Genomic DNA, 23,069 nt, shown 5'->3' with positions numbered 1-23,069 from the left:
TTCTCACTTTCTGCGTCTGGCTTACTTCGCGGCAGAACCCGCCGCGTGCAGCACCTGCTGCGCCCCACGCTTGTTCTTGATCACGTAGCAGACCCACATGAACACGACCCACACCGGAATCGCGTACACCGAGATCTGGATGCCCGGGATCAGCAGCATCACGCCAAGGATGAACACCACGAACGCCAGGCAGACATAGTTGCCGTACGGGTACCACAGCGCCTTGAACAGTGGTGTCTGCTGCGTCTTGTTCATGTGCTGACGGAACTTGAAGTGCGAGAAGCTGATCATCGCCCAGTTGATCACCAGCGTTGCAACCACCAGCGACATCAGCAGTTCCAGCGCTTGCTGCGGGATCAGATAGTTGAGCAGCACCGCCACCAGCGTGACAGCCGCGGACGCCAGGATCGAACGCACCGGCACGCCGCGCTTGTCGATCTTCGCCAGACCTTTCGGTGCATCGCCCTGCTCGGCCATGCCCAGCAGCATGCGGCTGTTGCAGTAGGTGCCGCTGTTGTACACCGACAATGCCGCGGTCAGCACCACGAAGTTGAGGATGTGCGCAGCGGTGTTGCTGCCGAGCATCGAGAACACCTGCACGAACGGGCTGCCGCTGTACGAATCGCCGGACGCGTTGAGGGTTGCCAGCAGGCTGTCCCAAGGAGTCAACGACAGCAGGATCACCAGCGCGCCGATGTAGAAAATCAGGATGCGGTAGATCACCTGGTTGATCGCTTTCGGGATCACGGTTTTCGGCTTGTCCGCTTCGGCGGCGGTGAAACCGAGCATTTCCAGACCGCCGAAAGAGAACATGATGATCGCCATCGCCATCACCAGACCGCTGACGCCGTTGGGGAAGAACCCGCCGTGCGACCACAGGTTGCTGACCGAGGCCTGCGGGCCGCCATGGCCGCTGACCAGCAGGTAGCTGCCCAGCGCGATCATGCCGACGATCGCCACGACCTTGATGATCGCGAACCAGAATTCGGCCTCCCCGAAGACTTTGACGTTGGCCAGGTTGATCGCGTTGATCAGCACGAAGAAGGCGGCGGCGGTGACCCAGGTCGGGATGTCCGGCGCCCAGTAGTGGATGTACTTGCCGACCGCGGTCAGCTCCGACATGCCCACCAGAATGTACAGAATCCAGCAGTTCCAGCCCGACAGGAAACCGGCAAAACCGCCCCAGTACTTGTGCGCGAAATGGCTGAAGGAACCGGCCACCGGCTCTTCGACGATCATCTCGCCGAGCTGGCGCATGATCATGAAGGCGATGAAGCCGCAGATGGCGTAGCCGAGGATCATCGACGGGCCGGCGGATTTCAGCACCCCGGCCGAGCCGAGGAACAATCCGGTACCGATCGCGCCACCGAGGGCGATCAGTTGAATATGGCGATTTTTCAGGCCGCGTTTCAGCTCGCCTGATTGCGAGTTTTGTCCACTCATGAAAAAGGTCCCACGCAAGGTTTGATGATGTTCAGTAGACGTTGCTGCAAGGTTGCGATTTCAGACAACCCCGATCAAACCCCAGCGCAAGCACCAGGAATTCAGCGTTTTTACAACGGTCATGCGTCACCTGTTTGTTTTTATCTGTGACGAAATCGAACCCGACACGCTTGTGACGTGGCGGAGTGAACAAGGCGGATAACCTTGAGGTTTGCGCGATTACGCAGAGGGTCACAGTTAAAACGCGGCGCATTGTACACCGCTAACCCCCTGCTGCCAGACCCCGCTGGATCAGCGTGGCGCTTGCCGGGATTGCGTGGGTCCGCCTCGAGAGACTCGGGCGGCTGCAAAAATTGAGTCAGGCCTTTGCAGGCCATCGACGGGGACGAGCGAAAAACCGCCCCACGGAAAGAAGTGGAGATCGATCACGGCGTTCATTGCGCCTCCTTCTTGTTATTCACCTGCACGACAGGCATGAGGCGCATCTCACCCTGCAAACAGCGCTGAAACAAGCGCGCCAGAGCCCTGCGCGACGCCTTTGCAGCCGGGCTTCGGCAGGTTTTCCTTACAGCCTCGGCAAGGGGGTATATCCACTGGGCTTTACCGGGGTTTTCGTAAACTTTTCTTTACGACGCGTAACGCAGATTTTCCATTTCGGAAAATTCTGTAGGACGTCTGCAAATTGACGGTAGCAAGCTTGCTAATGAAAGTTACCGCTTAGTTTTTTGTTTTCAAATAAGAAATCCGCAGCTTGAAAACAGAATAAAAAGTTTATTTAAATTTTAAATAAATAATTTTTTGCATTACAAAACACCCTGAACTAGGTTCTTCACGTCTTGCCGGCCAACTCGACCGGCCAGTCATAACCGTGAAAGTCATCTAGGAGATCGACCATGCAAGCACTGGAAAAAGACCTGGACACCGAACTGCAACTGGACGAATGGTTCGAAGCACCGACCCATGAGGCGGCTGTGGAAATGATGCAAGCCGACGCGGTGGTTCCGTTCGGCACGGCGATGTGGCCTCTGTAAGACATCCCCGGGCAGGCACGATCCGGCCGGTCGTGCCTGCCGCTTTCTTCACGGTCAGTCAGGGAGGACTCATGGATAAGCCCCGCGCGATCTCGCATTTCCTTTACTACCTCGAACATCACCCTGCCCTTGCCGGTCTCGATTCGGCGAAGGTACTGCTCGGCCACACCGCCGATTACGAAGCCCTGACCGGCGCCATCGCCGAACAGGCCGGCGATCATCCCCGCTTCACGTTCAGTGCCCGTCGCCTGGACCTGGAAAGCACCGCAACGCTGACCGCGGCGATTGCCGACAGCGATCTGTACATTTTCTTCTACGACTCTTCCACCCTGCCCAACCCGCGCCCCGACGGCCCGGAGTTCGTTCGCGCCCTGCAGGGCGTGATGGCGGAAAACTGGAAGAAGTCGCTGCTGTTCAAGGATTACGGCGACTATTTCTACGACACTTTCAGCGTCACCCCGCAGCGCATCGCCGGGCTCAACAGCCACTTGATCCAGCGCATGTCCCAAGCGACGACGCTGAGCTTCAAGGACGACCACGGCTCCTGGTTTGAAACGCCGCTGAGCAGCATCAAGAAGTGGACCGACATCAACGGTGTCGGCAACTTCGACCTGGCCCCCGGCGAAATCGCCACCCACAGCGAAGCCATCAACGGCCATGTGAAATTCAAGGGTACGTTCCTCAGCACCATCCCGTTTGCACGCAAGTACGGCGTGCTGGAGTCGCCACTGGAACTGTGGATCGAGAATTCGACCATCAGCCGCATCGCCACCGATGTGCCGGGGCTGGAACACGACTTCAACAAATACCTGGACGCCAACCCGTCAAACCGACGCATCGAGGAATTGGGGATTGGTACCAATGAAGGGGTGAAAGATCTGTATGCGCGCAATGCCGGGTTCGAAGAGCGGCATTGTGGGTTGCATCTGGGACTGGGCGGTGGGGCCAAGGGCAGTCATCACCTGGACCTGATCTTCTCTGGCGGGGTGTTGGCGCTGGATGACAAGCCGGTGTTTGATGGGCGGTTTGTGTTTTAAGCGACTGACGCCTTCGCGAGCAAGCCCGCTCCCACAATGGGATTTGTGTTCGATGCCGATCCAATGTGGGAGCGGGCTTGCTCGCGAAGAGGCCGGCTCAGGCAACACAATACTTTCGCCAGACGAAAAAAACGCCAACCCTGCGGTGGCGTTTTTTGCTTTAGCTCGAAGCTTGCCGCTCAAAGCTCACAACTGCTTTATTCCGGCTTCTTGCGACCGAAACCCGGACGCTGACCGGAACCGGCCGGAGCACCACGACGCTTGCCCGACGGCTTGTCGCCGTCGACCAGTTTGATCCCCGGACGCTTCGGTGCAGGCTTGGCCGGACGCTTGTTGGTGGTGTCGGCAGGACGATCCGCCACCGGCGTACCGCGACCGGCCGGCGCACGACCTTCGCCACGCTCGGTACGACCACGCGGAGCGCGCTCGCCATCCGGACGTGCAGCCGGCTTGCGACCCGGACGCTCGCCTTCGATCTGCGGCTCACGGCTCGGACGCGGACCGGTCGGCGCGCCAGCGGCTGGACGCAGGGTACGCACGCGCTCGGTCTTGGCCATCGGCCGCGACGATTTGCGCTGCATACGCTCCAGCTTGTCCTTGCTCTTGGCGTTGAGTTGCGGCATCGCCACCGGGGTCAGACCGACTTCGGCGCTGAGCACGTCGACTTCGTACTGGCTCATTTCGCGCCAGCGGCCCATCGGCAGGTCGGAGTTGAGGAACACCGGACCGAAACGCACGCGCTTCAGACGGCTGACCACCAGCCCTTGGGATTCCCACAGACGACGAACCTCACGGTTACGGCCTTCCATCACCACGCAGTGATACCAGTGGTTGAAGCCTTCGCCGCCCGGTGCCTGTTGAATGTCGGTGAAACGTGCCGGGCCGTCTTCCAGCACCACGCCCGCTTTCAGGCGCTCGATCATCTCGTCATCGACTTCACCGCGTACACGCACGGCGTACTCACGGTCCATCTCGTAGGACGGGTGCATCAGACGGTTGGCCAGCTCACCGTCAGTGGTGAACATCAGCAGACCGGTGGTGTTGATGTCGAGACGACCGATGTTGATCCAACGGCCTTCTTTCGGACGCGGCAGCTTGTCGAACACGGTCGGGCGGCCTTCAGGGTCGTCACGGGTGCAGATTTCGCCATCGGGCTTGTTGTACATGATCACGCGACGCACCGACTCGGCAGCCTCTTCGCGCTTGATCACCTTGCCATCGATGGTGATGGCGTCGTGCATGTCGACACGCAGGCCGAGGGTGGCGTCTTTGCCATTGACCTTGATCCGGCCCTGGCTGATCCAGGCTTCGACGTCACGGCGCGAGCCAACGCCGATACGGGCGAGGACTTTCTGCAGTTTTTCGCCTGCTGGGCCGATTTCCTGGTCGTCTTGCTGATTGATGTCACTCATCTGGGCACCTCCCGGTGTGGTCTGTTCAGGCGACGCCTGAAGCATTGAAATCTGGTTTTCGGGCGAAGGGATCGCCGAAGGGTCGCGAATCATACGCGGATGTGCGCCATCGCGCATCAGAGACTAGCTGATCGATCGCCAGTTATTTGTTTTTCCGCCGACCGGCGCCACCGAGCTTGATCAGGCGCAGCGCGGCTTCGGCCAGCACCGTGCGCTTGTCGTCCTTGTCGAGTTTCTTCCAGGCACGGATCTCGCGCTTGCTGCGGCCACAGCCGAGACAGATGTCGTCGCTGAATTTGCACAGGCTGATGCACGGGTCTTTGGTGGAACTCATCGAATACTCCAGAACGACACTTGCCCCTGTAGGAGCGGGCTTGCTCGCGAATGCGGTGTATCAGGCAATACATGCATATCTGACACACCGCATTCGCGAGCAAGCTCGCTCCCACAGGGGTTGACCAGTGATCTTGAAAACCGTGTCAGTCCTCGAACTCACGGCGTTCGGCTTCGATGGCTTCCGCCAGCGCACGGGCCTCAGCTTCTTCTTCGCTCAGCTCGGATTCAGGTTCTGGCACCGGTTGTTCGAGGGCGGCGACGGCGGCCAGAAGCTTTTCCCGGGCTTCGGCAACGCCCAGCACATCCTCTTCCGGTTCGGCTTCAGGCTCGGCCTCAAGTTCAACTTCAATCGCCGGCTCGACGGTCTCGACTCCCGGCTCAGTCGTCGACGCTTCACCATCAGCCGCATCGCGCAACAGATCATCGAAGTCGGTCTTGATCCCCTCCTCCATGCTGTCCAGCTCCAGCAGCAAGGTGTGGAAGCTGGTTTCTTCCTTCGGCTCTTCCGGCTCGGCGCTGGCGTCGGCCTGTTCCTGCAGGCCCTGCGGTACCGGTGCGTCGTCGAAATCGAGGACTGGCTCGGTTTCCATCTCGCGCAGTTCGGCCAAGGGTGGCAAGTCTTCGAGGTTCTTCAGGTTGAAGTGATCGAGAAACGCCTTGGTGGTGGCGAACATCGCCGGTTTGCCCGGCACGTCGCGGTAACCGACGATGCGGATCCACTCGCGCTCGATCAGCGTCTTGACGATGTTGGTGTTGACCGCCACGCCCCGCACGTCTTCGATCTCGCCGCGGGTGATCGGCTGGCGATAGGCAATCAGCGCCATGGTTTCCAGCAGCGCCCGGGAATAGCGCTGCGGACGTTCTTCCCACAAACGTCCGACCCACGGCGAAAACTTCTCGCGGATCTGCAGGCGGTAGCCGGAGGCGACTTCCTTGAGCTCGAACGCGCGGCCCTCGCAGGACTTGGCCAGCAGGCTCAGGGCTTTCTTGAAGACCGGCGGTTCGGGGCGCTCGCCTTCTTCGAACAGTTCGTAGAGGCGTTCAAGCGATTGCGGTTTTCCCGAGGCCAACAGAAAGGCTTCAAGCAGGGGCGCCAGCTCGCGGGGTTCAGTCAGGTTCATGTTTCGACTCGTTATTCGGCTCGGGCTCGCACGTGGATCGCGGCGAACGGCTCATTCTGCACCAGCTCGACCAAGGATTCCTTGACCAGTTCAAGGATCGCCATAAAGGTCACCACCACACCGAGGCGACCTTCCTCGGCAGTGAACAGCTCGACGAATGGCACAAAACCACCGCCCTTGAGCCGTTCCAGCACATCGCTCATGCGCTCGCGGGTCGACAGTGCCTCGCGGCTGACCTGGTGGCTCTCGAACATGTCGCCCCGGCGCAGCACTTCGGCCATGGACATCAGAATCTCTTCCAGCGCGACATCCGGCAACAGCTTGCGCGCCCGGGCTTCCGGGGCGTCGAGCTTGGGCACGACCACATCGCGACCGACCCGGCTCAGGCCATCGATGCCTTCGGCGGCAGCCTTGAAGCGCTCGTATTCCTGCAAGCGGCGGATCAGTTCGGCGCGCGGGTCGTCCTCTTCGTCTTCGACGGTTTCGGCGCGCGGCAGGAGCATCCGCGACTTGATCTCGGCCAACATCGCCGCCATCACCAGGTACTCGGCGGCCAGCTCCAGACGCACCGACTGCATCAGTTCGACATAGCCCATGTACTGACGGGTGATTTCCGCTACCGGGATGTCGAGGATGTTGATGTTCTGTTTGCGGATCAGGTACAGCAGCAGGTCAAGCGGGCCTTCAAAGGCTTCGAGAAACACTTCCAGCGCATCCGGCGGGATGTACAGGTCCAGCGGCATTTCCGTGACCGCCTGGCCATAGACCATGGCAAACGGCAGTTCCTGCTGGGCGCCGGCCTGGGGATCGACAACGGTTTCCACTGCGGACATTCAGGCCTCGACCATGAACGGCGCGGGGTCGCCGCAACCGACGCGGATCACTTCCGGGTCGTCGCCGGTCAGGTCGATCACGGTGGACGCCTTGATCCCGCCGAAACCGCCGTCGATGATCAGGTCCACCTGGTGTTCGAGCAATTGACGCATTTCGTACGGATCGCTCAGCGGATCTTCATCGCCGGGCATGATCAGGGTCACGCTCATCAGCGGCTCGCCGAGTTCGGCCAGCAACGCCAGGGCAATCGGATGGCTCGGCACCCGCAGGCCGATGGTGCGTTTCTTCGGATGCAGCAGCAGACGCGGCACTTCGCGGGTGGCGTTGAGGATAAAGGTGTAAGGCCCCGGCAGATGCGCCTTGAGAATGCGGAAAGTGCCGGTGTCGATCTTGGCGTAGTTGCCCAGTTGCGACAGGTCGCTGCAGATCAGCGCGAAGTTGTGCTTCTCGTCGAGCTGGCGCAGACGGCGCACGCGCTCGATCGCGGTCTTGTCGCCGATCTGGCAACCGATGGCGTAGGAAGAGTCCGTGGGATAAATCACCACCCCGCCCTTGCGGATGATCTCGACTGCCTGTTTGATCAGGCGCGCTTGCGGGTTTTCCGGATGGATCTGGAAAAATTGACTCACGTTTTCTACCTGTTCAGACGGCGGCAATATCTGTGTCATGTTTGAACCGACACCACAGGGGTGGAAGGTCCTCGGGAACCGGCCGGTACTGGCCAATCTCGGACCAGCCTCCAGGGCCATGGAAATCACTGCCGGCGCTGACCAGCAGACCGAACTCGCGGGCAAGGATTGCCAGGCTGCCGACCTGTTCCGCGGGCTGATGGCCATTGACCACTTCGATTGCATGCCCGCCCGCTTGAATATAGTCGGCAATCAGCTTTCGGCGCTTGCTGCGGGTGAAATCGTAGTGCCATGGATGCGCCAGACTGACCCACGCTCCGGCGGCGCGCAGGGTGCCGACGGTGTCTTCCAGCGTCGGCCAGTGTTGCTTGACGTCACCCAGCTTGCCGGCGCCGAGCCATTTACGGAACGCCTCGGCGCGATCCTTTACAAAACCTTCACGCACCATCCAGTCGGCAAAATGCGGACGGGCCGGGGCGTTGCCGCTGTCGCCCAGCTCCTGCTGGATCTGCCGGGCGCCGTCGAGGGCACCGGGCATACCTTTGAGGCCGAGCTTGCGGCTTATTTCTTCCGACCGCAGCCAGCGGCCATCGTGCAATCGGGCGATCGCCTCGACCAGTGGCGCGGCGTTGACGTCGAAACCGTAGCCCAGCACGTGGATGGTCGCGCCGCCCCAGGTGCAGGACAGTTCGACGCCATTGACCAGTTGCATGCCCAGTTCTTCGGCGGCGCTGCGCGCTTCGGCGAGGCCTTCGAGGGTGTCATGATCGGTCAACGCCAGGACTCGCACGCCGTTTTCGAACGCACGCGCAACCAGAACCGCCGGCGCCAGGGCGCCATCGGAGGCCGTGCTGTGGCAGTGCAAATCAACATTCACGGGGAGTTGTAACCTCAAATCAGCTGGCGCTATCGCGCGCCCATATGTTTGTTATTATGCCGCCACATCCAGCTTCTGGCTCTCACTGTGAAACAATTCATCGATTTCATCCCGCTTCTGCTGTTTTTCATCGTTTACAAACTTGATCCACGGGTTGTCGATATCGCCGGTCACGAAGTCACTGTAGGTGGTATTTACAGCGCCACGGCGATGCTGATCATCAGCTCCCTGGTGGTCTACGGCGCGTTGTTCATCAAACAGCGCAAGCTGGAAAAGAGCCAATGGCTGACCCTGATCGCCTGCCTGGTGTTCGGCAGCCTGACCCTCGCGTTCCATAGCGAGACCTTCCTCAAATGGAAAGCCCCGGTGGTCAACTGGCTGTTCGCCCTGGCCTTCATCGGCAGCCACTTCATCGGTGACCGCCTGCTGATCAAACGCATCATGGGCCACGCGCTGACCCTGCCGGATCCGGTCTGGACCCGCCTGAACATCGCCTGGATCGCCTTTTTCCTGTTCTGCGGGGCTGCCAACCTGTTCGTGGCGTTCACCTTCCAGAGCATCTGGGTCGACTTCAAGGTGTTCGGCAGCCTGGGCATGACCGTGCTGTTCCTGGTCGGTCAGGGCATCTACCTGTCTCGCCATCTGCATGACGCCGATACCACAACGCCAAAAACCGAGGACTGACATGCTCTACGCAATCATTGCCACCGACGTCGCCAACTCGCTCGAAGCCCGCCTCGCCGCGCGCCCGGCCCACCTCGAACGCCTGCAAGTGCTCAAGGGCGAAGGCCGCATCGTACTGGCCGGCCCGCACCCGGCAGTCGACAGCAATGATCCGGGCGCTGCGGGTTTCACCGGCAGCCTGATCGTCGCCGAATTCGACTCCCTGAGCGCCGCCCAGGCATGGGCCGACGCCGATCCGTACATCGCCGCCGGCGTGTACGCCAACGTGATCGTCAAGCCGTTCAAGCAAGTTTTGCCGTAACCAAGGAATGTGGAGGGGCTCTGTGGCGAGGGGATTTATCCCCGATGGTTGCGCAGCAACCCAAAGCCATCCAATGCGGTGTGCCTGACACACCGCATGCTCCCATTTCAGGTCTGCTTCGCAGCCCATCGGGGCGGTGCGACGTTTCGCTGAATCCCCTCACCACAACAGCTCTCTCGCCACACTCAACCCACTCCAAGCACTGAACCTTCCCGGTTCTAACCGCTCTCAATCGCTCATTATTCTCGTTTGCCTGCCGACAACCTGCCCAATATCCATTTGCAAGCAGGAATCGCAATGCGCAAAGGTCCGTTGTGTCTGATGTGGGTCACGTTGTCGATCATGGCGCCCGCCCATGGTGAGGAAACCACCGAAAGCGGCAGCTCCACGCCATTGTCGTTAAGTGCCGGCAGTCAGATTACCGAACTGCAGCAGCGCCTGAAGGCCAGCGAGCAGCAGCGGGAAGAACTGAGCAAACAACTGCAAAATGCCGATAACACCCGCGAAAGCGCCCAGCTTGCCCGGTTGCGTCAGGAGAACCAGCGCCTGAAGCTGCAACTCAAGGAAGCCCAGGCCAGTCCATTGCCGCGTCTGTTGACCGAACAGCAGCAATGGTTCGTCACCGGCGCCGGGGTAGCGCTATTGGCGCTGCTGTGCGGTATCTTTGCCAGTGGAGCAAGCCGAAAACGTCGGCAATGGCTAAATTGAGTGAGTCATGAGCGAGCTGTTACTGATTGATGATGACCAGGAGTTGTGCGAACTCCTGAGTAGCTGGCTGAGCCAGGAAGGCTTCCAGGTACGCGCCTGCCACGATGGCCAGAGCGCGCGCAAAGCGTTGGCCGAATCTGCCCCGGCGGCGGTGGTACTGGACGTGATGCTGCCCGACGGCAGCGGTCTGGAACTGCTCAAGCAATTGCGCAGCGAACACGCCGATTTGCCAGTGCTGATGCTCTCGGCCCGTGGCGAACCGCTGGATCGCATCCTCGGTCTGGAGCTGGGCGCCGACGATTACCTGGCCAAACCCTGCGATCCGCGTGAACTCACCGCACGCCTGCGTGCCGTATTGCGCCGCAGTCACCCGGCTGCCGTGTCGACCCAGCTCGAACTCGGCGACCTGAGCTTCAGCCCGGTGCGCGGCGTGGTCAGCATCGACGAGAAAGAACTGACCCTCACCATGTCCGAAAGCCGTTTGCTCGAAGCCCTGCTCAAGCAGCCCGGCGAACCGCTGGACAAACAGGAACTGGCGCAATTGGCCCTCGGCCGCAAGCTGACCCTGTACGACCGCAGCCTCGACATGCACGTCAGCAACCTGCGCAAGAAGATCGGCCCCCACCCCGACGGTCGCCCGCGAATCGTCGCCCTGCGCAGCCGCGGTTATTACTACAGCCTGTAAACCGTTTGCTTCTCTGTGGCGAGGGAGCTTGCTCCCGCTGGACTGCGCAGCAGTCCCTCGTTTTTGATTTGAAAAGCGAGGGGCCGCTTCGCTGCCCAGCGGGAGCAAGCTCCCTCGCCACAGGCGGATTGCCAGAGATATTTGTCAGGTCGGGATCGAAGCGTCTTTACCCAAGCTTTACGCAGCGCTGACCGCCGCTGACCTTGATCTCCGTAATCTGAACTCATCCGGAACGTACCGGGAACGAGACAAGGAGATACACCATGCGCAAGACTCTTATCGCTCTGATGTTCGCTGCCGCTCTGCCAACCGTCGCCATGGCCATGCCACAGGATGGCGGCCCGATGGGTGGCCCGCTCGACGGCCCACGCCACGGCGGTCAGATGCACGGCGAGCACGGCAAAGGCCCGTACAGCCAACTCGACCTGTCCCGTGAACAACGTGATCAGATCCGCAAGATCATGGGCGAGCAGATGCATGAGCGTCGCCAGGTAGTCGAGAAGTACCTGGAAAAACTCTCGCCGGCTGACCAGAAAGCCATGAAAGACGAGATGGCCGCCAACCACAAGAAAGCCGAAGCTGACGTACGCAACCTGCTGAAACCGGATCAACAGAAGAAATTCGACGAGATTCAGAAGAAACAGGCTGAACGCCGCGCCGAATGGGCCGAGTTCAAAGCGTGGAAAGCGCAACAACCGCAAAAAGCGCAATAATGCGATAACCTCGGATCCGACGGCTAAGCGCCGTCGGTTCTGTTGCCACTCAATCCAAATGTGGGAGCGGGCTTGCTCGCGAATACGGTGTATCAGACAAAGTAATGTTGACTGACACACCGCATTCGCGAGCAAGCCCGTTCCCACATTGTTGAGTTTTTTGTTTGATTGAGGATTTTCTGTGCGTTCATTGTTCTGGCGTATTCTCGCGAGCTTCTGGCTGGCCATTGCTCTGGTGGCGGGGCTGTCGATTCTGCTCGGGCACATGCTCAACCAGGACGCGTGGATCCTCAGCCGCCATCCCGGCCTCAACACTCTGGCCGCCGAATGGACGCAAACCTACGAAGCCCAGGGCGAAGACGCCGCGCAGGACATCCTCGAACAGCGCAAACGCCAATATCACATCGATGTGCAGGTGCTGAACGAAAGCGGCGACCCGGTGGTGCGTGGCACCTTCCCGCGTCGCGCCGCCGCCTTCGAAGCCCGGCAGAACAACGATGACCGACGCCTGCCCTGGCGGCGCCTGACCGACGAATTCACCAGCGAAAAAACCGGCGACACCTACCTGTTCATCTTCCGCATCCCGCACCCGGAGCTCGACGCCTGGCACCGCGAAAGCCTGCTCTGGCCGCTCAGTGCGCTGGGCATTGCGCTGGTGGTGCTGACCCTGTTCAGCCTGCTGGTGACCTTCTCCATCACCCGCCCGCTCAGTCGTTTACGCGGTGCGGTGCATGATCTGGGGCAGACCACCTATCAGCAGAACAGCCTGGCGAAACTGGCCAACCGCCGCGATGAGTTCGGCGTGCTGGCCAACGACTTCAACCGCATGGGCGCGCGCCTGCAAAGCCTGATCGGCAGTCAGCGCCAGTTGCTGCGCGATGTGTCCCACGAACTGCGCTCACCTTTGGCGCGACTGCGGATTGCGCTGGCACTGGCGGAACGGGCCAACCCGGAAGAACGGGAAAAGCTCTGGCCACGCCTGACCCGCGAATGTGATCGGCTGGAAGCGCTGATCAGCGAGATTCTGGTGCTGGCACGGGTCGATGCCGACAACGCCAGTGCCGAAGCGGTAGACCTGAATGCGCTGCTCGGCACCTTGCAGAAAGACGCGCAACTTGGCTCGCCGGAGCAGACCGTGCGCCTGAATGCCGAACCACACCTGACGCTGACCGGCTGGCCGACCATGATCGAGCGCGCCGTCGATAACCTTTTGCGCAACGCCCAACGCTTCAACCCGGTGGGACAGGCAATCGAAATGCAAGCCACACGTCAGGGCGAGCGAATTGTGGTGAGTGTGCGCGACCACGGCCCGGGTGTGCAGGCCGAGCATCTGAGCCAGTTGGGCGAACCGTTCTACCGGGCCCCGGGGCAGACGGCGGCCGGGCATGGTCTGGGCCTGGCGATTGCCAAGCGCGCGGCGGAGCGGCATGGCGGGAGTCTGCTGCTGGCCAATCATCCTGAGGGCGGGTTTGTCGCCAGCCTGGAATTGCCGTTGGTGCCGGGCGCCGTCGTGCAACCCTGATCAAACCTGTAGGAGTGAGCCTGCTCGCGATAGCGGTGGATCAGACAAAAATTCATTGACTGATCCACCGCTATCGCGAGCAGGCTCACTCCTACATTTGATCGGTGGTGTCAGGCCTTGGCGGGCCAGGCGCTGACGAATTCGGTCAGATCAACCTTCTCCACCACACGCGGCTCTTTCTGCGGCGTGCCGAGGTACAGAAAGGCAATCACCTGCTCGTCTTCAGCCAGGCCCAGTCCCTTGGCCACGTGCGCCGAATAAGCCAGATCACCGGTACGCCACACCGCACCAATCCCCTGCGCGTACGCCGCCAGCAGAATCCCGTGAGCCGCACACCCCGCCGCCAGCAACTGCTCGGCCTTCGGATACTTGACGTGATCCTGCAGTTTCGCGATCACCACGACCACCAGCGGCGCCCGCAGCGGGCCGTTGCGCGCCTTGTCGATCATCGCTTCAGTGACTTCGCCTTCCTGCATCTGCGCCGCTTCGGCCAGCAACTCGCCCATTTGCTCACGTGCCGCGCCTTCGACGGTGAGGAAACGGTACGGCTGCAAGTGGCCGTGATCCGGTGCGCGCAGGGCTGCGCCAAACAGGGCTTCGCGCTGCTCGGCGGTAGGGGCCGGTTCGACCAGGCGTGGAACGGAAACACGGTTGAGCAACGCGTCGAGAGCCTGCATCGGCCACCTCCTGAGAAAAATGTGCGGCTATTCTAGCGGTATCCGGCAACAGGGTGCCGGTTTACATGCCCTGCCCCACGGGTAGAATGGCGCCCTTCCTACATCAGCCCGAGCGGACTTCATGGCGTTGCCGACCTTACGGATCATTGGTTTCATCATCGGCATCTTCCTGATCACCCTGGCCATCGCCATGGTTGTGCCCATGGCCACCCTGGTGATTTTCGAGCGCACCGGCGATCTGCCGTCGTTTCTCTGGGCGAGCATGATTACCTTCGTCGCCGGCCTTGCACTGGTAATCCCCGGCCGCCCCGAACACATCCACCTGCGCCCGCGCGACATGTATCTGCTGACCGTCAGCAGCTGGCTGGTGGTGTGTATTTTCGCCGCGCTGCCTTTTTTGCTGACCCAGCACATCAGCTACACCGACTCGTTCTTCGAAAGCATGTCCGGCATCACCGCCACCGGCTCGACCGTGCTCAGCGGGCTCGACACCATGTCGCCGGGCATCCTGATGTGGCGCTCGCTGCTGCACTGGCTCGGCGGCATCGGCTTCATCGGCATGGCGGTGGCGATTCTGCCGTTGCTGCGCATCGGCGGCATGCGCCTGTTCCAGACCGAATCGTCCGACCGCTCGGAAAAGGTCATGCCGCGCTCGCATATGGTGGCGCGCCTGATTGTGGCGGCCTACGTCGGTATCACCATCCTCGGCAGCCTGGCGTTCTGGTGGGCCGGGATGAGCCCGTTCGATGCGATCAACCACGCGATGTCGGCGATTTCCACCGGCGGTTTCTCGACCTCCGACCAGTCCCTGGCGAAGTGGACGCAACCGGCGGTGCACTGGGTCGCGGTGGTCGTGATGATTCTCGGCAGCCTGCCGTTCACGCTGTACGTGGCGACCATGCGCGGCAACCGTCGTGCACTGATCAAGGATCAGCAAGTGCAGGGTTTGCTCGGCATGTTGCTGGTGACCTGGCTGGTGCTCGGCACCTGGTATTGGTGGACCACCAAGCTGCACTGGCTGGAAGCGCTGCGGCACGTGGCGCTGAACGTGACGTCGGTGGTCACCACCACCGGTTTTGCCCTCGGCGACTACAGCCTGTGGGGCAATTTCTCGCTGATGCTGTTTTTCTATCTGGGCTTTGTCGGCGGCTGCTCCGGCTCGACGGCGGGCGGGATCAAGATCTTCCGTTTCCAGGTCGCCTACATCCTGCTCAAGGCCAACCTTAACCAGCTGATTCATCCGCGCGCGGTGATCAAGCAGAAGTACAACGGTCACCGTCTCGACGAAGAGATCGTGCGTTCGATCCTGACCTTTTCGTTCTTCTTCGCCATCACCATCTGCGTGATCGCCCTGCTGCTGTCGCTGCTCGGCGTCGACTGGATGACCGCGTTGACCGGCGCTGCCAGCACCGTGTCCGGCGTCGGCCCGGGCCTGGGCGAGACCATCGGCCCGGCGGGCAACTTTGCCACCTTGCCGGATGCCGCGAAGTGGATTCTGTCGTTCGGCATGCTGCTCGGCCGACTGGAGATCATTACGGTGTTTGTGCTGTGTATTCCGGCCTTTTGGCGTCACTGACCGGCGCCTGCAACAGCCGCGCCCGGTAATCGCCGGGCGTGGTGTCGAACCAGCGGCGGAACGCACGGAAGAAGTTGCTCGGATCGGCAAACCCCAGCAGATAGGCAATCTCCAGCAAGGTCATGTTCGGCTGTGCCAGATACTGCTCGGCCAGTTCGCGGCGGGTATCGTCGAGCAACTGCTGAAAACTGGTGCCCTCCTCCTGCAAACGGCGCTGCAAGGTGCGCTGCGACAGATGCAGGGTCTGCGCCACGGTATCGCGCTTGGGTTCGCCCTGTGGCAGTAATCGGCACAACACCTGGCGCGCCTTGTGGGTCACGCGACTTTCGGAAAAACGCGCCAGGTATTCCCCGGCAAACCGGTCGTGCAGCAGCGCCATGGCTTCGTTGGCGGTGGGCAGCGGCGCTTCCATGTCGGCCCGTTCGAAAATCAGCGCGTCGTAAGGCGAGTTGAACATCAAGGGGGCATGGAAAGCTTGCCGGTAGGGTTGCAAGTCTGCGGGTTCGTCACCCTGAAACAGCACTTTGACCGGGTGCAGGGTGCGTCCGGTCAACCAGCCGCACAGGCCAAGCGCACAGGCCAGCGAGGCTTCGGCGCTCTGCCGGGTTGGCGGCAGGTGATCGCCATGCACCGTCAGAATCAGCGCATAGCCTTCTTCGAGCAGACGAAAACTCAGGTCGGCGCTCTCGGCGATGATCCGCTGATAACGCACCAGGCGTTGAAAGCCTTCGGCCAGCGTGTTGCTCGACATCAAGGCATAGCCGGCAACGTGGAACGACGCCGGGCGTACCACCTTGCCCATGTTCAGGCCGATCGCCGGGTTGCCGGACAGCTCGACCGCCCGTTGCCAGAGGCGGGTCATGGAATCTTGCGGGAAGCGCGCATCCGGATCATTCAGGGCGGCGTAATCGAGCCCCAGTTGCTTGAACAGTACCCGGCAATCCAGGCCGTCCATCTCCAATGCTTTGACAATCCCCATCGCCCAGCTTGCAGAAGTCGTTCGTTCGCTCATGGCGTTATTCTTTTACATGATGGATCGCATGTGACGACCCGATTTGCGAAGGATACTAAAGTGGCGCCCATTGTCACTGGCTGATGCCAGTGTTCACTCTAGACTCAAATAAGCTACCCGCCGAACAACTTGCCGTCAGAACAATAACCACAGAGATCGCAGTCGTGGAAAACATCAAGCAATTCAACACTTTCGCCGAGTTCTACCCGTATTACCTCAGCGAACACGCCAACAGTACCTGCCGACGATTGCATTTCATCGGCACCACGCTGGTGATTTTCATTCTGGCCATGACCATCGCCAAAGGCGCTTGGCTGCTGTTGTTGGCCCTGCCGCTGGCCGGTTACAGCTTTGCCTGGGTCGGCCACTTCTTCTTTGAAAAGAACCGTCCGGCGACTTTCCAGCATCCGCTGTACAGTCTGCTCGGCGATTTCGTCATGTACCGCGACATGATCCTCGGCCGCGTGGCGTTCTGAAACCCGACCCACCAGGAGGCTTGCCGATGAACGCCAATGCCCGCTTCACTCACATGCAGGACGGCACGCAGGAAGACTGGGCGATCATCGCCGCGGACTTCAGCGCCTACGCTCGGCAATTGCCGTCGCGGATCATCGCGCACCTGAAGTTGCTCGAAGGCGATTTCGGCGGCTTCCCGGTGGATCGCCTGACCCATTCGCTGCAAACCGCAACCCGCGCCTATCGCGACGGGCGTGACGAGGAATACGTGGTCTGTGCACTGCTGCATGACATTGGCGACACCCTCGGCTCCTACAACCACCCGGACATCGCGGCGGCGATTCTCAAACCGTTCGTCAGTGCCGAGAATCTGTGGATGGTCGAGAAGCACGGGATCTTTCAGGGCTACTACTTCTTCCATCACCTGGGCATGGATCGGCATCTGCGCGAGCAATTCGCCGCGCATCCGCAGTATCAGGCCACGGCGGAATTTTGCGCCAGGTACGATGCGGCGGCGTTCGACCCGGCCTATGAAACCCTGCCACTGAGCTTCTTCGAGCCGATGATGGAGCGGCTGTTTGCCCAGCCGAAGCACTCGATCTACAAGGCGGCGATGGAAGAACACAGCCCGGCCTGAGAACACCACAGATCAATGTGGGAGGGGGCTTGCTCCCGAAGGCGGTGTGTCAGATAAACATGTACTTACTGATACACCGCATTCGGGAGCAAGCCCCCTCCCACAGGAGATATCTGGGGTCTAGGCAATCTCGGCAACCTTGGCGGCCTTGAGCTGTGCCTCACGCGCCTGTGCATCCGCCAGGCGATACAGCTCGATCGTGCCGTCCCAGTGCTCGATCAACGCCGTGCACGACTCCACCCAATCGCCGCAATTGAGGTAATCCACCTCGCCGACCTTGCGGATCTCGGCATGGTGAATGTGCCCGCAGACCACGCCGTGCAATTCGCGTTTCACGCATTCGTGGGCGATGGCTTCTTCGAAGTCGCTGATGAAGCTCACTGCCGTCTTCACCTTGTGTTTCAGGTACGCCGACAACGACCAGTAGCCGTAGCCATAACGCGCTCGCCAGTGATTGAGCCAGCGGTTGAGGGTCAAGGTGAATTCGTAGGCCGAGTCGCCGAGGAAGGCCAGCCAGCGATGGTAGCGGGTGATCACGTCGAACTGGTCGCCATGGATCACCAGCAGGTGCCGGCCATCCGCCGTGACATGCACCGCCTCGTCGACCAACTGGATGTTGCCGAGAATCAGCTTCGAATAACGGCGCAGGAATTCATCGTGGTTGCCGGTGACGTAGATCACCTCGGTGCCGCGCTTGCTCATGGTCAGCAGGCGACGGATCACGTTGGTGTGCGCCTGCGGCCAGTACATGCCACCGCGCAGCTTCCAGCCGTCGATGATGTCACCGACCAGATAGATCTTGTCGGCGTGGTAGCCCTTGAGAAATTGCGACAAGTGCTCTGCCTGGCAATCCCGCGTGCCCAGGTGCACGTCGGAAATCCACAAGGTACGCACCCGTTGTTTGCGGCTGGGTTTGGCGAGCTCGGCGCTGGTCATGGGCAACCCTCTGCGATGTTTTCGCCACTGTGCACGTGCCGGGTGAATCGACCATGACAGACAGGCGTCAGTCGTGTGACAGCGCGCAAGCCCGTCGCCCCGGTGTAGACTGGCGCTCACTTCGGAGACTTCTTCCATGCGCCCGATCCTCACCCTGCGCCAATACACCCACGACCTGATCGTCCACAGCCACGACCACGCGCAACTGGTTTTCGGGCTGTCCGGCGCGCTGGATTTCGAAGTCGAGGGTCAGGGCAGCCAGGTGCGTCAGCAGAGTTTCGTGGTGGTTCCAGGCGGCGCGCATCACGCCTGCGGCAGCCCCGATGGCAGTCGTTGTCTGGTGCTGGACGTGCCGGACGGGCCATGGCTGAACGATTCGCTGGGCGAGCACGCCGACGCCAGTCAGCGCTTGCTCGACCAGCCTGCGCGATTGTCGCTTGATGCCGGGCAAAGCCAATTGGTCCACTGGCTGGCGCACAGCCCGGTCAGCGATCCGCTGATCGCCCAGCAAGGCGCAGTGTTGCTGCTGGCCAGCCTGAATCACGCCAGACCTGCCGAACATTCGGCGCGGCGCCTGCCCTACGCGGCGCTGGATGCGCACATCGAACAATACGCCGCCTACCCGCTGCAAGTGGCCGATCTGGCGCAGATCGCCGGGCTGTCCAGCGCCCGCCTGCATGCGCGCTTCATGGCTGAATGCGGGCAGACACCGATGGACTACATTCGCAGCCGGCGCCTGCACAAGGCAGTCTGCCTGCTGCGCGACACGGCGCTACCCATCGGCGAGATCGCCAGTCGGGTCGGCTACAGTTCGCAAAGCGCGTTCGCGGCGGCGGTGTTGCGCGAGTTCGGCGCTTCGCCGGGGCAGTTGCGCCGCGACTCCTGCGACAAAAAACGCTAGTTCGCCGACAGACTTCTGCGCCGCAACGCGTTTCAATGGGCAACATTGAAACCGTGTTCGGATTAAGGATTGCAATGACTCCGCGTACCGCCCTCGGCGCCCTGCACATTGGCGCTCTGATGTTCGGCCTGACCGGTGTGTTCGGCAAACTCGCGGCCGCCTCGCCGGCGGTGATCGTCTTCGGACGTGCAGCGTTTGCCGTGCTCGCCCTGGCCTTTTTCGCCCGCTTCGCCAGTCAGCACGGCTGGCGGACACTGCAGGCGGTCGACTGGCGGCGCCTGGCGCTCAGCGGCGTGTTGCTGGCCGGGCACTGGGTGAGTTTTTTCATCGCGGTGAAGGTCGCCGGCGTGGCCATCGCGACCCTGGGCTTTACCAGTTTCCCGGCGTTCACGGTGATTCTCGAAGGGCTGATTTTCCGCGAACGCATCCGCGCCAATGAAATCGTGCTGGTGGTGCTGGTCAGCGTCGGTCTGGTGCTGGTGACCCCGGCGTTCGATCTGGCCAGCGGCGCCACTACCGGGTTGCTCTGGGCGGTGCTGTCGGGCTTGCTGTTCGCCCTGCTGTCGCTGACCAACCGCGCCAGCTCCGGACGCATCCCGGCGGTGCAGGCCGCGCTGTGCCAGAACGTGGTGGTGGCGCTGTGTCTGCTGCCGGTGGCTGCGCCGCAACTGAGCGAAGTGCGCGCGCTGGACTGGCTGTGGATCGGTCTGCTCGGGGTGTTCTGCACCGGTGTCGCCCACAGCCTGTTTGTCGCCAGCCTCGCGGTGATCAAGGCGCGCACCGCCGCCGTGGTGTTCGCCATGGAGCCGGTCTACGGAATCACCGTCGCCTGGTTGCTGTTCGATGAAAACCCGACCGTGCGCATGCTGATCGGGGGGGCGCTGATCATCATCGCCATCGTGGTCTCGGCGCGGATGTCAGGCAGCGCCGACAAGAAAACCGTCGCCGCCGAAGCCGCGTCTCACTGAGTGCGGTCGTTGTGGCCGAGGTCGCGCTCAGGGTCGATCTGATCGCGCACCCGCTGCTTGAGCACCTTGGCCTCGGGAAAACCACCGTCGGCCTTGCGCTCCCAGATCTGCACGTCGTCGCAGCTGATGTGAAACACCCCGCCGGTGCCGGGCACCAGTGAGACCTTGCCGAGGTCATCGCCGAAGGTGCTGAGCAGCTCCTGCGCCAGCCACGCAGCTCGCAGCAGCCACTGGCATTGGGTGCAATAAGTGATGACGATTTCCGGTTTTGCAGCAGACATGTGCGCTGAAACTCCTGAGACAGAGGGCGCCGCTATAATAGCCGGCTTTATCGCTTGCCCCGAGACTCACCATGCGCCGTTTGCTGTTCTGCCTGCTGCTTGGCTTCCTGCCCCTCTTTGCTAATGTCACCGTGCATGCCGCCGAAGCGCCCCGCCCGAAAGTCGGTCTGGTGCTGTCCGGTGGCGCCGCCCGTGGCCTGGCGCACATCGGCGTGCTCAAGGCGCTTGAGGAGCAAGGCATCAAGATCGATGCGATTGCCGGCACCAGCATGGGCGCGGTGGTCGGTGGCCTGTATGCCTCGGGCTACAAGATCGATGAACTGGAAAAACTCGCGCTGAACATCGACTGGCAGCAGGCGCTGTCCGACGCGCCGCCCCGGGAAGACGTGCCGTTTCGCCGCAAGCAGGACGACCGCGATTTTCTGGTGAAACAGCAACTGAGTTTTCGCGATGACGGTAGCCTCGGCCTGCCGCTGGGGGTGATTCAGGGCCAGAACCTGGCGCTGATGCTGGAGAGCCTGTTGGCGCACACCAGTGACACCCGCGACTTCGACAAACTGCCGATCCCGTTCCGCGCCGTCGCCACCGACATCGCCAACGGCGAAAAAGTGGTGTTCCGCAAAGGCCACCTGCCGCAGGTGATCCGCGCCAGCATGTCGATTCCGGCGGTGTTTGCCCCGGTCGAACTGGACGGGCGGCTGCTGGTGGACGGTGGCATGACTGACAACATCCCGCTCGACGTCGCGCGGGAGATGGGTGTCGACGTGGCAATCGTGGTCGACATCGGTACGCCGCTGCGCAACCGCAAACAACTGACGACCGTGGTCGATGTGCTGAACCAGTCGATCACCCTGATGACCCGGCGTAACTCCGAAGAGCAACTGGCCGCCCTCAAACCCACCGACGTGCTGATCCAACCGGCGCTGGCGGCATTCGGCGTCACCGATTTCGGCAAGGCCCAGGAGATGATTGACGCCGGTTACCGCGCCACGCGGATTCTCGACGCCCGCCTCGCTCAGCTCAAACCTCACGAATCTCAAGACGCCGAACTGAATGCAGCCCGGGCCCCGGGCCAGCGCACGCCGATCATCACCGCGATCAGGGTCGAGAACAATTCGAAAGTCGGCGATGAGGTGATTCGCTATTACATCCGTCAGCCGATCGGCGAGCCGCTGGATCTGGGCCGACTGCACTCGGACATGGGCACGCTGTACGGCCTGGATTACTTCGAACAGGTGCAGTACCGCGTAGTGCACAAGGGCCAGGATCACACGCTGGTGATCAGCGCCCGGGGCAAACGCAGCGGCACCGATTACCTGCGGGTCGGCCTGAACCTTTCGGACGACATGCGCGGTGACAGTGCCTTCAATCTCGGCGCCAGCTACCGCATCAACGGCATCAACCGCCTCGGCGCGGAATGGCTGACCCGCGCACAAATCGGCGACAAACAGGAGCTCTACACCGAGTTCTATCAGCCGCTGGACGTTGGCTCGCGCTACTTCGTAGCCCCGTATGCTGCGTTTGAAGCGCAGAACGTCGATGCTGTGCTCGACAACGATCCGATCGCCCAATATCGCGTCGAACGCTACGGTTTCGGCCTCAATTTCGGCCGGCAGATCGGCAATAACGGTGAAATCCGCTTCGGGGTCGGCGAGGCCTGGGGCAAAGCGGATGTGCGCATCGGCGATCAGGACCTGCCGAGAGAAAACTTCACCGAAGGGTTCTACTCGCTGAAGTACTCGTTCGACTCGCTGGACAATGTCTACTTCCCCCACGAGGGCAAGGACGTCAGCCTGACCCTGATGCAATTCGAACCGGGCCTCGGCTCGGACACGCGCTACCGGCAGTGGGAATTCAAGCTCGATAAAGCCATGAGCCATGGCCCGGATACACTGATTCTCGGCGGCCGTTATGGCCGAACGCTGGACGATGCCAATGTGGTGACGTCGAGTTTCCTGCTCGGTGGTGCGCGGCAGTTATCAGGCTTTCGCGAGGATTCGATTTCCGGGCAGAACGTCAGCCTGCTGCGCGCCGTGTACTACCGCCGGTTGACGCCGCGTTCCTATCTGCCGCTGGACTTCCCGCTGTATGCCGGGGCTTCGCTGGAGCGTGGGCGGGCGTGGAACAACGACAATGAATTCGACAGCGGCTACATCAATGCCGCCAGCGTGTTTATCGGCTTCGATACGCCTTTGGGACCGCTGAACTTCACCTATGGCTTGAATGATGCGAATGAGCAGGCGGTTTATCTGAATCTGGGGCAGACGTTCTGATCATTCAGGTGGATCTATA

At 61.3% G+C, this 23,069-nt stretch carries 25 protein-coding genes; 14 read left to right on the top strand and 11 right to left on the bottom strand.

Annotation, left to right across the window (positions count from 1 at the left end; all coding sequences use genetic code 11):
• Positions 1-21: 21 nt before the first annotated feature.
• Entirely contained in the window at positions 22-1,443 is a 1,422-nt protein-coding gene (locus V3W27_RS19355) for an amino acid permease (RefSeq protein ID WP_183781817.1), read from the bottom strand.
• A gap of 893 nt (positions 1,444-2,336) precedes the next feature.
• Here V3W27_RS19355 and V3W27_RS19350 point away from each other — a divergent pair.
• Positions 2,337-2,474: a hypothetical protein gene (locus tag V3W27_RS19350; protein ID WP_003222780.1), complete on the top strand. Its 138-nt coding sequence runs from the start codon at positions 2,337-2,339 to the stop codon at positions 2,472-2,474.
• A gap of 71 nt (positions 2,475-2,545) precedes the next feature.
• Positions 2,546-3,511 (top strand): hypothetical protein, encoded by a 966-nt coding sequence (locus tag V3W27_RS19345; RefSeq protein ID WP_041073062.1) that lies wholly within the window; start codon positions 2,546-2,548, stop codon positions 3,509-3,511.
• A 197-nt stretch (positions 3,512-3,708) separates the two neighbouring features.
• Here V3W27_RS19345 and rluB read toward each other — a convergent pair whose 3' ends face one another.
• From rluB to V3W27_RS19315, 6 genes are all read right to left on the bottom strand, one after another.
• Positions 3,709-4,923 (bottom strand): 23S rRNA pseudouridine(2605) synthase RluB, encoded by a 1,215-nt coding sequence (gene rluB / locus V3W27_RS19340; RefSeq protein ID WP_027613970.1) that lies wholly within the window; start codon positions 4,921-4,923, stop codon positions 3,709-3,711.
• 142 nt (positions 4,924-5,065) lie between these two features.
• Entirely contained in the window at positions 5,066-5,257 is a 192-nt protein-coding gene (locus V3W27_RS19335; RefSeq protein WP_027613971.1) for a DUF1289 domain-containing protein, read from the bottom strand.
• Positions 5,258-5,402: 145 nt separating this feature from the next.
• Entirely contained in the window at positions 5,403-6,380 is a 978-nt protein-coding gene (gene scpB, locus V3W27_RS19330) for an SMC-Scp complex subunit ScpB (RefSeq protein WP_330207302.1), read from the bottom strand.
• 11 nt (positions 6,381-6,391) lie between these two features.
• Complete coding sequence (locus V3W27_RS19325; protein WP_171061841.1) at positions 6,392-7,090, bottom strand: segregation and condensation protein A; 699 nt, start codon at positions 7,088-7,090, stop codon at positions 6,392-6,394.
• A 123-nt stretch (positions 7,091-7,213) separates the two neighbouring features.
• Positions 7,214-7,843: an L-threonylcarbamoyladenylate synthase gene (locus V3W27_RS19320; protein WP_007966016.1), complete on the bottom strand. Its 630-nt coding sequence runs from the start codon at positions 7,841-7,843 to the stop codon at positions 7,214-7,216.
• A gap of 13 nt (positions 7,844-7,856) precedes the next feature.
• Positions 7,857-8,720, bottom strand: a complete 864-nt coding sequence (locus tag V3W27_RS19315) for a PHP domain-containing protein (RefSeq protein WP_027613974.1) — start codon at positions 8,718-8,720, stop codon at positions 7,857-7,859.
• A gap of 87 nt (positions 8,721-8,807) precedes the next feature.
• Here V3W27_RS19315 and V3W27_RS19310 point away from each other — a divergent pair, with 87 nt between their 5' ends.
• The 6 genes from V3W27_RS19310 (at position 8,808) to V3W27_RS19285 (ending at position 13,333) form a co-directional block, all read left to right on the top strand.
• Positions 8,808-9,404 carry a septation protein A gene (locus V3W27_RS19310; protein WP_027613975.1) on the top strand — a complete coding sequence of 199 codons (597 nt, stop codon included), beginning with the start codon at positions 8,808-8,810 and terminating at the stop codon, positions 9,402-9,404.
• A gap of 1 nt (position 9,405) precedes the next feature.
• Positions 9,406-9,705 carry a YciI family protein gene (locus tag V3W27_RS19305; RefSeq protein WP_007966019.1) on the top strand — a complete coding sequence of 100 codons (300 nt, stop codon included), beginning with the start codon at positions 9,406-9,408 and terminating at the stop codon, positions 9,703-9,705.
• Between the two features lie 297 nt (positions 9,706-10,002).
• A complete protein-coding gene (locus V3W27_RS19300; RefSeq protein ID WP_027613976.1) occupies positions 10,003-10,413 on the top strand; it encodes a translation initiation factor 2 in 411 nt (136 codons plus the stop codon).
• A gap of 7 nt (positions 10,414-10,420) precedes the next feature.
• On the top strand, positions 10,421-11,098 hold the full coding sequence (locus tag V3W27_RS19295; RefSeq protein WP_097090171.1) for a response regulator transcription factor: 678 nt from the start codon (positions 10,421-10,423) through the stop codon (positions 11,096-11,098).
• A 263-nt stretch (positions 11,099-11,361) separates the two neighbouring features.
• Positions 11,362-11,811 carry a Spy/CpxP family protein refolding chaperone gene (locus V3W27_RS19290; protein WP_047600020.1) on the top strand — a complete coding sequence of 150 codons (450 nt, stop codon included), beginning with the start codon at positions 11,362-11,364 and terminating at the stop codon, positions 11,809-11,811.
• A 181-nt stretch (positions 11,812-11,992) separates the two neighbouring features.
• Positions 11,993-13,333: a sensor histidine kinase gene (locus V3W27_RS19285; protein WP_330207301.1), complete on the top strand. Its 1,341-nt coding sequence runs from the start codon at positions 11,993-11,995 to the stop codon at positions 13,331-13,333.
• Between the two features lie 110 nt (positions 13,334-13,443).
• Here the strand turns inward: V3W27_RS19285 and V3W27_RS19280 are convergent, their stop codons facing one another.
• Positions 13,444-14,010, bottom strand: coding sequence for an NAD(P)H nitroreductase (locus V3W27_RS19280; RefSeq protein ID WP_183781800.1), 567 nt, complete (start codon positions 14,008-14,010; stop codon positions 13,444-13,446).
• A 121-nt stretch (positions 14,011-14,131) separates the two neighbouring features.
• On the opposite strand from V3W27_RS19280, the gene V3W27_RS19275 reads away from it, so the two are divergent.
• Positions 14,132-15,586 carry a TrkH family potassium uptake protein gene (locus tag V3W27_RS19275; protein ID WP_135295191.1) on the top strand — a complete coding sequence of 485 codons (1,455 nt, stop codon included), beginning with the start codon at positions 14,132-14,134 and terminating at the stop codon, positions 15,584-15,586.
• Here the strand turns inward: V3W27_RS19275 and V3W27_RS19270 are convergent.
• On the bottom strand, positions 15,543-16,598 hold the full coding sequence (locus V3W27_RS19270; RefSeq protein ID WP_330207300.1) for an AraC family transcriptional regulator: 1,056 nt from the start codon (positions 16,596-16,598) through the stop codon (positions 15,543-15,545). The genes V3W27_RS19275 and V3W27_RS19270 overlap by 44 nt on opposite strands.
• Before the next feature lie 164 nt (positions 16,599-16,762).
• Here V3W27_RS19270 and V3W27_RS19265 point away from each other — a divergent pair, with 164 nt between their 5' ends.
• Both V3W27_RS19265 and V3W27_RS19260 read left to right on the top strand, forming a co-directional pair.
• Entirely contained in the window at positions 16,763-17,074 is a 312-nt protein-coding gene (locus tag V3W27_RS19265) for a DUF962 domain-containing protein (RefSeq protein ID WP_003222750.1), read from the top strand.
• Between the two features lie 26 nt (positions 17,075-17,100).
• Positions 17,101-17,691 carry an HD domain-containing protein gene (locus V3W27_RS19260; protein WP_097090176.1) on the top strand — a complete coding sequence of 197 codons (591 nt, stop codon included), beginning with the start codon at positions 17,101-17,103 and terminating at the stop codon, positions 17,689-17,691.
• 120 nt (positions 17,692-17,811) lie between these two features.
• On the opposite strand, the gene V3W27_RS19255 is transcribed toward V3W27_RS19260, so the two are convergent.
• Positions 17,812-18,627: a UDP-2,3-diacylglucosamine diphosphatase gene (locus V3W27_RS19255; RefSeq protein WP_007966031.1), complete on the bottom strand. Its 816-nt coding sequence runs from the start codon at positions 18,625-18,627 to the stop codon at positions 17,812-17,814.
• A gap of 136 nt (positions 18,628-18,763) precedes the next feature.
• Between V3W27_RS19255 and V3W27_RS19250 the strand changes: the two genes are divergently transcribed.
• Both V3W27_RS19250 and V3W27_RS19245 read left to right on the top strand, forming a co-directional pair.
• Complete coding sequence (locus tag V3W27_RS19250; RefSeq protein ID WP_027613983.1) at positions 18,764-19,528, top strand: AraC family transcriptional regulator; 765 nt, start codon at positions 18,764-18,766, stop codon at positions 19,526-19,528.
• A gap of 74 nt (positions 19,529-19,602) precedes the next feature.
• Positions 19,603-20,496 carry a DMT family transporter gene (locus tag V3W27_RS19245; protein ID WP_027613984.1) on the top strand — a complete coding sequence of 298 codons (894 nt, stop codon included), beginning with the start codon at positions 19,603-19,605 and terminating at the stop codon, positions 20,494-20,496.
• On the opposite strand, the gene V3W27_RS19240 is transcribed toward V3W27_RS19245, so the two are convergent.
• Positions 20,490-20,777 (bottom strand): SelT/SelW/SelH family protein, encoded by a 288-nt coding sequence (locus tag V3W27_RS19240; protein WP_027613985.1) that lies wholly within the window; start codon positions 20,775-20,777, stop codon positions 20,490-20,492. The two genes, V3W27_RS19245 and V3W27_RS19240, sit on opposite strands and share 7 nt — an antisense overlap.
• Before the next feature lie 71 nt (positions 20,778-20,848).
• Here V3W27_RS19240 and V3W27_RS19235 point away from each other — a divergent pair, with 71 nt between their 5' ends.
• On the top strand, positions 20,849-23,050 hold the full coding sequence (locus V3W27_RS19235) for a patatin-like phospholipase family protein (RefSeq protein ID WP_330207299.1): 2,202 nt from the start codon (positions 20,849-20,851) through the stop codon (positions 23,048-23,050).
• Positions 23,051-23,069 lie beyond the last annotated feature (19 nt).

It is taken from the genome of Pseudomonas sp. AM14(2022) (assembly GCF_036346455.1).
Classification (GTDB): Bacteria; Pseudomonadota; Gammaproteobacteria; order Pseudomonadales; family Pseudomonadaceae; genus Aquipseudomonas; species Aquipseudomonas putida_A.
This window is presented reverse-complemented; position numbering and strand designations above follow the sequence as displayed.

Bases quoted from the DNA above. Each gene is read 5' to 3' on its own strand.
- V3W27_RS19240 (WP_027613985.1), bottom strand. From the start codon at position 20,777: ATGTCTGCTGCAAAACCGGAAATCGTCATCACTTATTGCACCCAATGC.
- rluB (WP_027613970.1), bottom strand. From the start codon at position 4,923: ATGAGTGACATCAATCAGCAAGACGACCAGGAAATCGGCCCAGCAGGC.
- V3W27_RS19270 (WP_330207300.1), bottom strand. From the start codon at position 16,598: ATGAGCGAACGAACGACTTCTGCAAGCTGGGCGATGGGGATTGTCAAA.
- scpB (WP_330207302.1), bottom strand. From the start codon at position 6,380: ATGAACCTGACTGAACCCCGCGAGCTGGCGCCCCTGCTTGAAGCCTTT.
- V3W27_RS19300 (WP_027613976.1), top strand. From the start codon at position 10,003: ATGCGCAAAGGTCCGTTGTGTCTGATGTGGGTCACGTTGTCGATCATG.
- V3W27_RS19260 (WP_097090176.1), top strand. From the start codon at position 17,101: ATGAACGCCAATGCCCGCTTCACTCACATGCAGGACGGCACGCAGGAA.
- V3W27_RS19295 (WP_097090171.1), top strand. From the start codon at position 10,421: ATGAGCGAGCTGTTACTGATTGATGATGACCAGGAGTTGTGCGAACTC.
- V3W27_RS19235 (WP_330207299.1), top strand. From the start codon at position 20,849: ATGCGCCGTTTGCTGTTCTGCCTGCTGCTTGGCTTCCTGCCCCTCTTT.
- V3W27_RS19350 (WP_003222780.1), top strand. From the start codon at position 2,337: ATGCAAGCACTGGAAAAAGACCTGGACACCGAACTGCAACTGGACGAA.
- V3W27_RS19255 (WP_007966031.1), bottom strand. From the start codon at position 18,627: ATGACCAGCGCCGAGCTCGCCAAACCCAGCCGCAAACAACGGGTGCGT.
- V3W27_RS19290 (WP_047600020.1), top strand. From the start codon at position 11,362: ATGCGCAAGACTCTTATCGCTCTGATGTTCGCTGCCGCTCTGCCAACC.
- V3W27_RS19355 (WP_183781817.1), bottom strand. From the start codon at position 1,443: ATGAGTGGACAAAACTCGCAATCAGGCGAGCTGAAACGCGGCCTGAAA.
- V3W27_RS19280 (WP_183781800.1), bottom strand. From the start codon at position 14,010: ATGCAGGCTCTCGACGCGTTGCTCAACCGTGTTTCCGTTCCACGCCTG.
- V3W27_RS19345 (WP_041073062.1), top strand. From the start codon at position 2,546: ATGGATAAGCCCCGCGCGATCTCGCATTTCCTTTACTACCTCGAACAT.
- V3W27_RS19250 (WP_027613983.1), top strand. From the start codon at position 18,764: ATGCGCCCGATCCTCACCCTGCGCCAATACACCCACGACCTGATCGTC.
- V3W27_RS19245 (WP_027613984.1), top strand. From the start codon at position 19,603: ATGACTCCGCGTACCGCCCTCGGCGCCCTGCACATTGGCGCTCTGATG.
- V3W27_RS19275 (WP_135295191.1), top strand. From the start codon at position 14,132: ATGGCGTTGCCGACCTTACGGATCATTGGTTTCATCATCGGCATCTTC.
- V3W27_RS19305 (WP_007966019.1), top strand. From the start codon at position 9,406: ATGCTCTACGCAATCATTGCCACCGACGTCGCCAACTCGCTCGAAGCC.
- V3W27_RS19335 (WP_027613971.1), bottom strand. From the start codon at position 5,257: ATGAGTTCCACCAAAGACCCGTGCATCAGCCTGTGCAAATTCAGCGAC.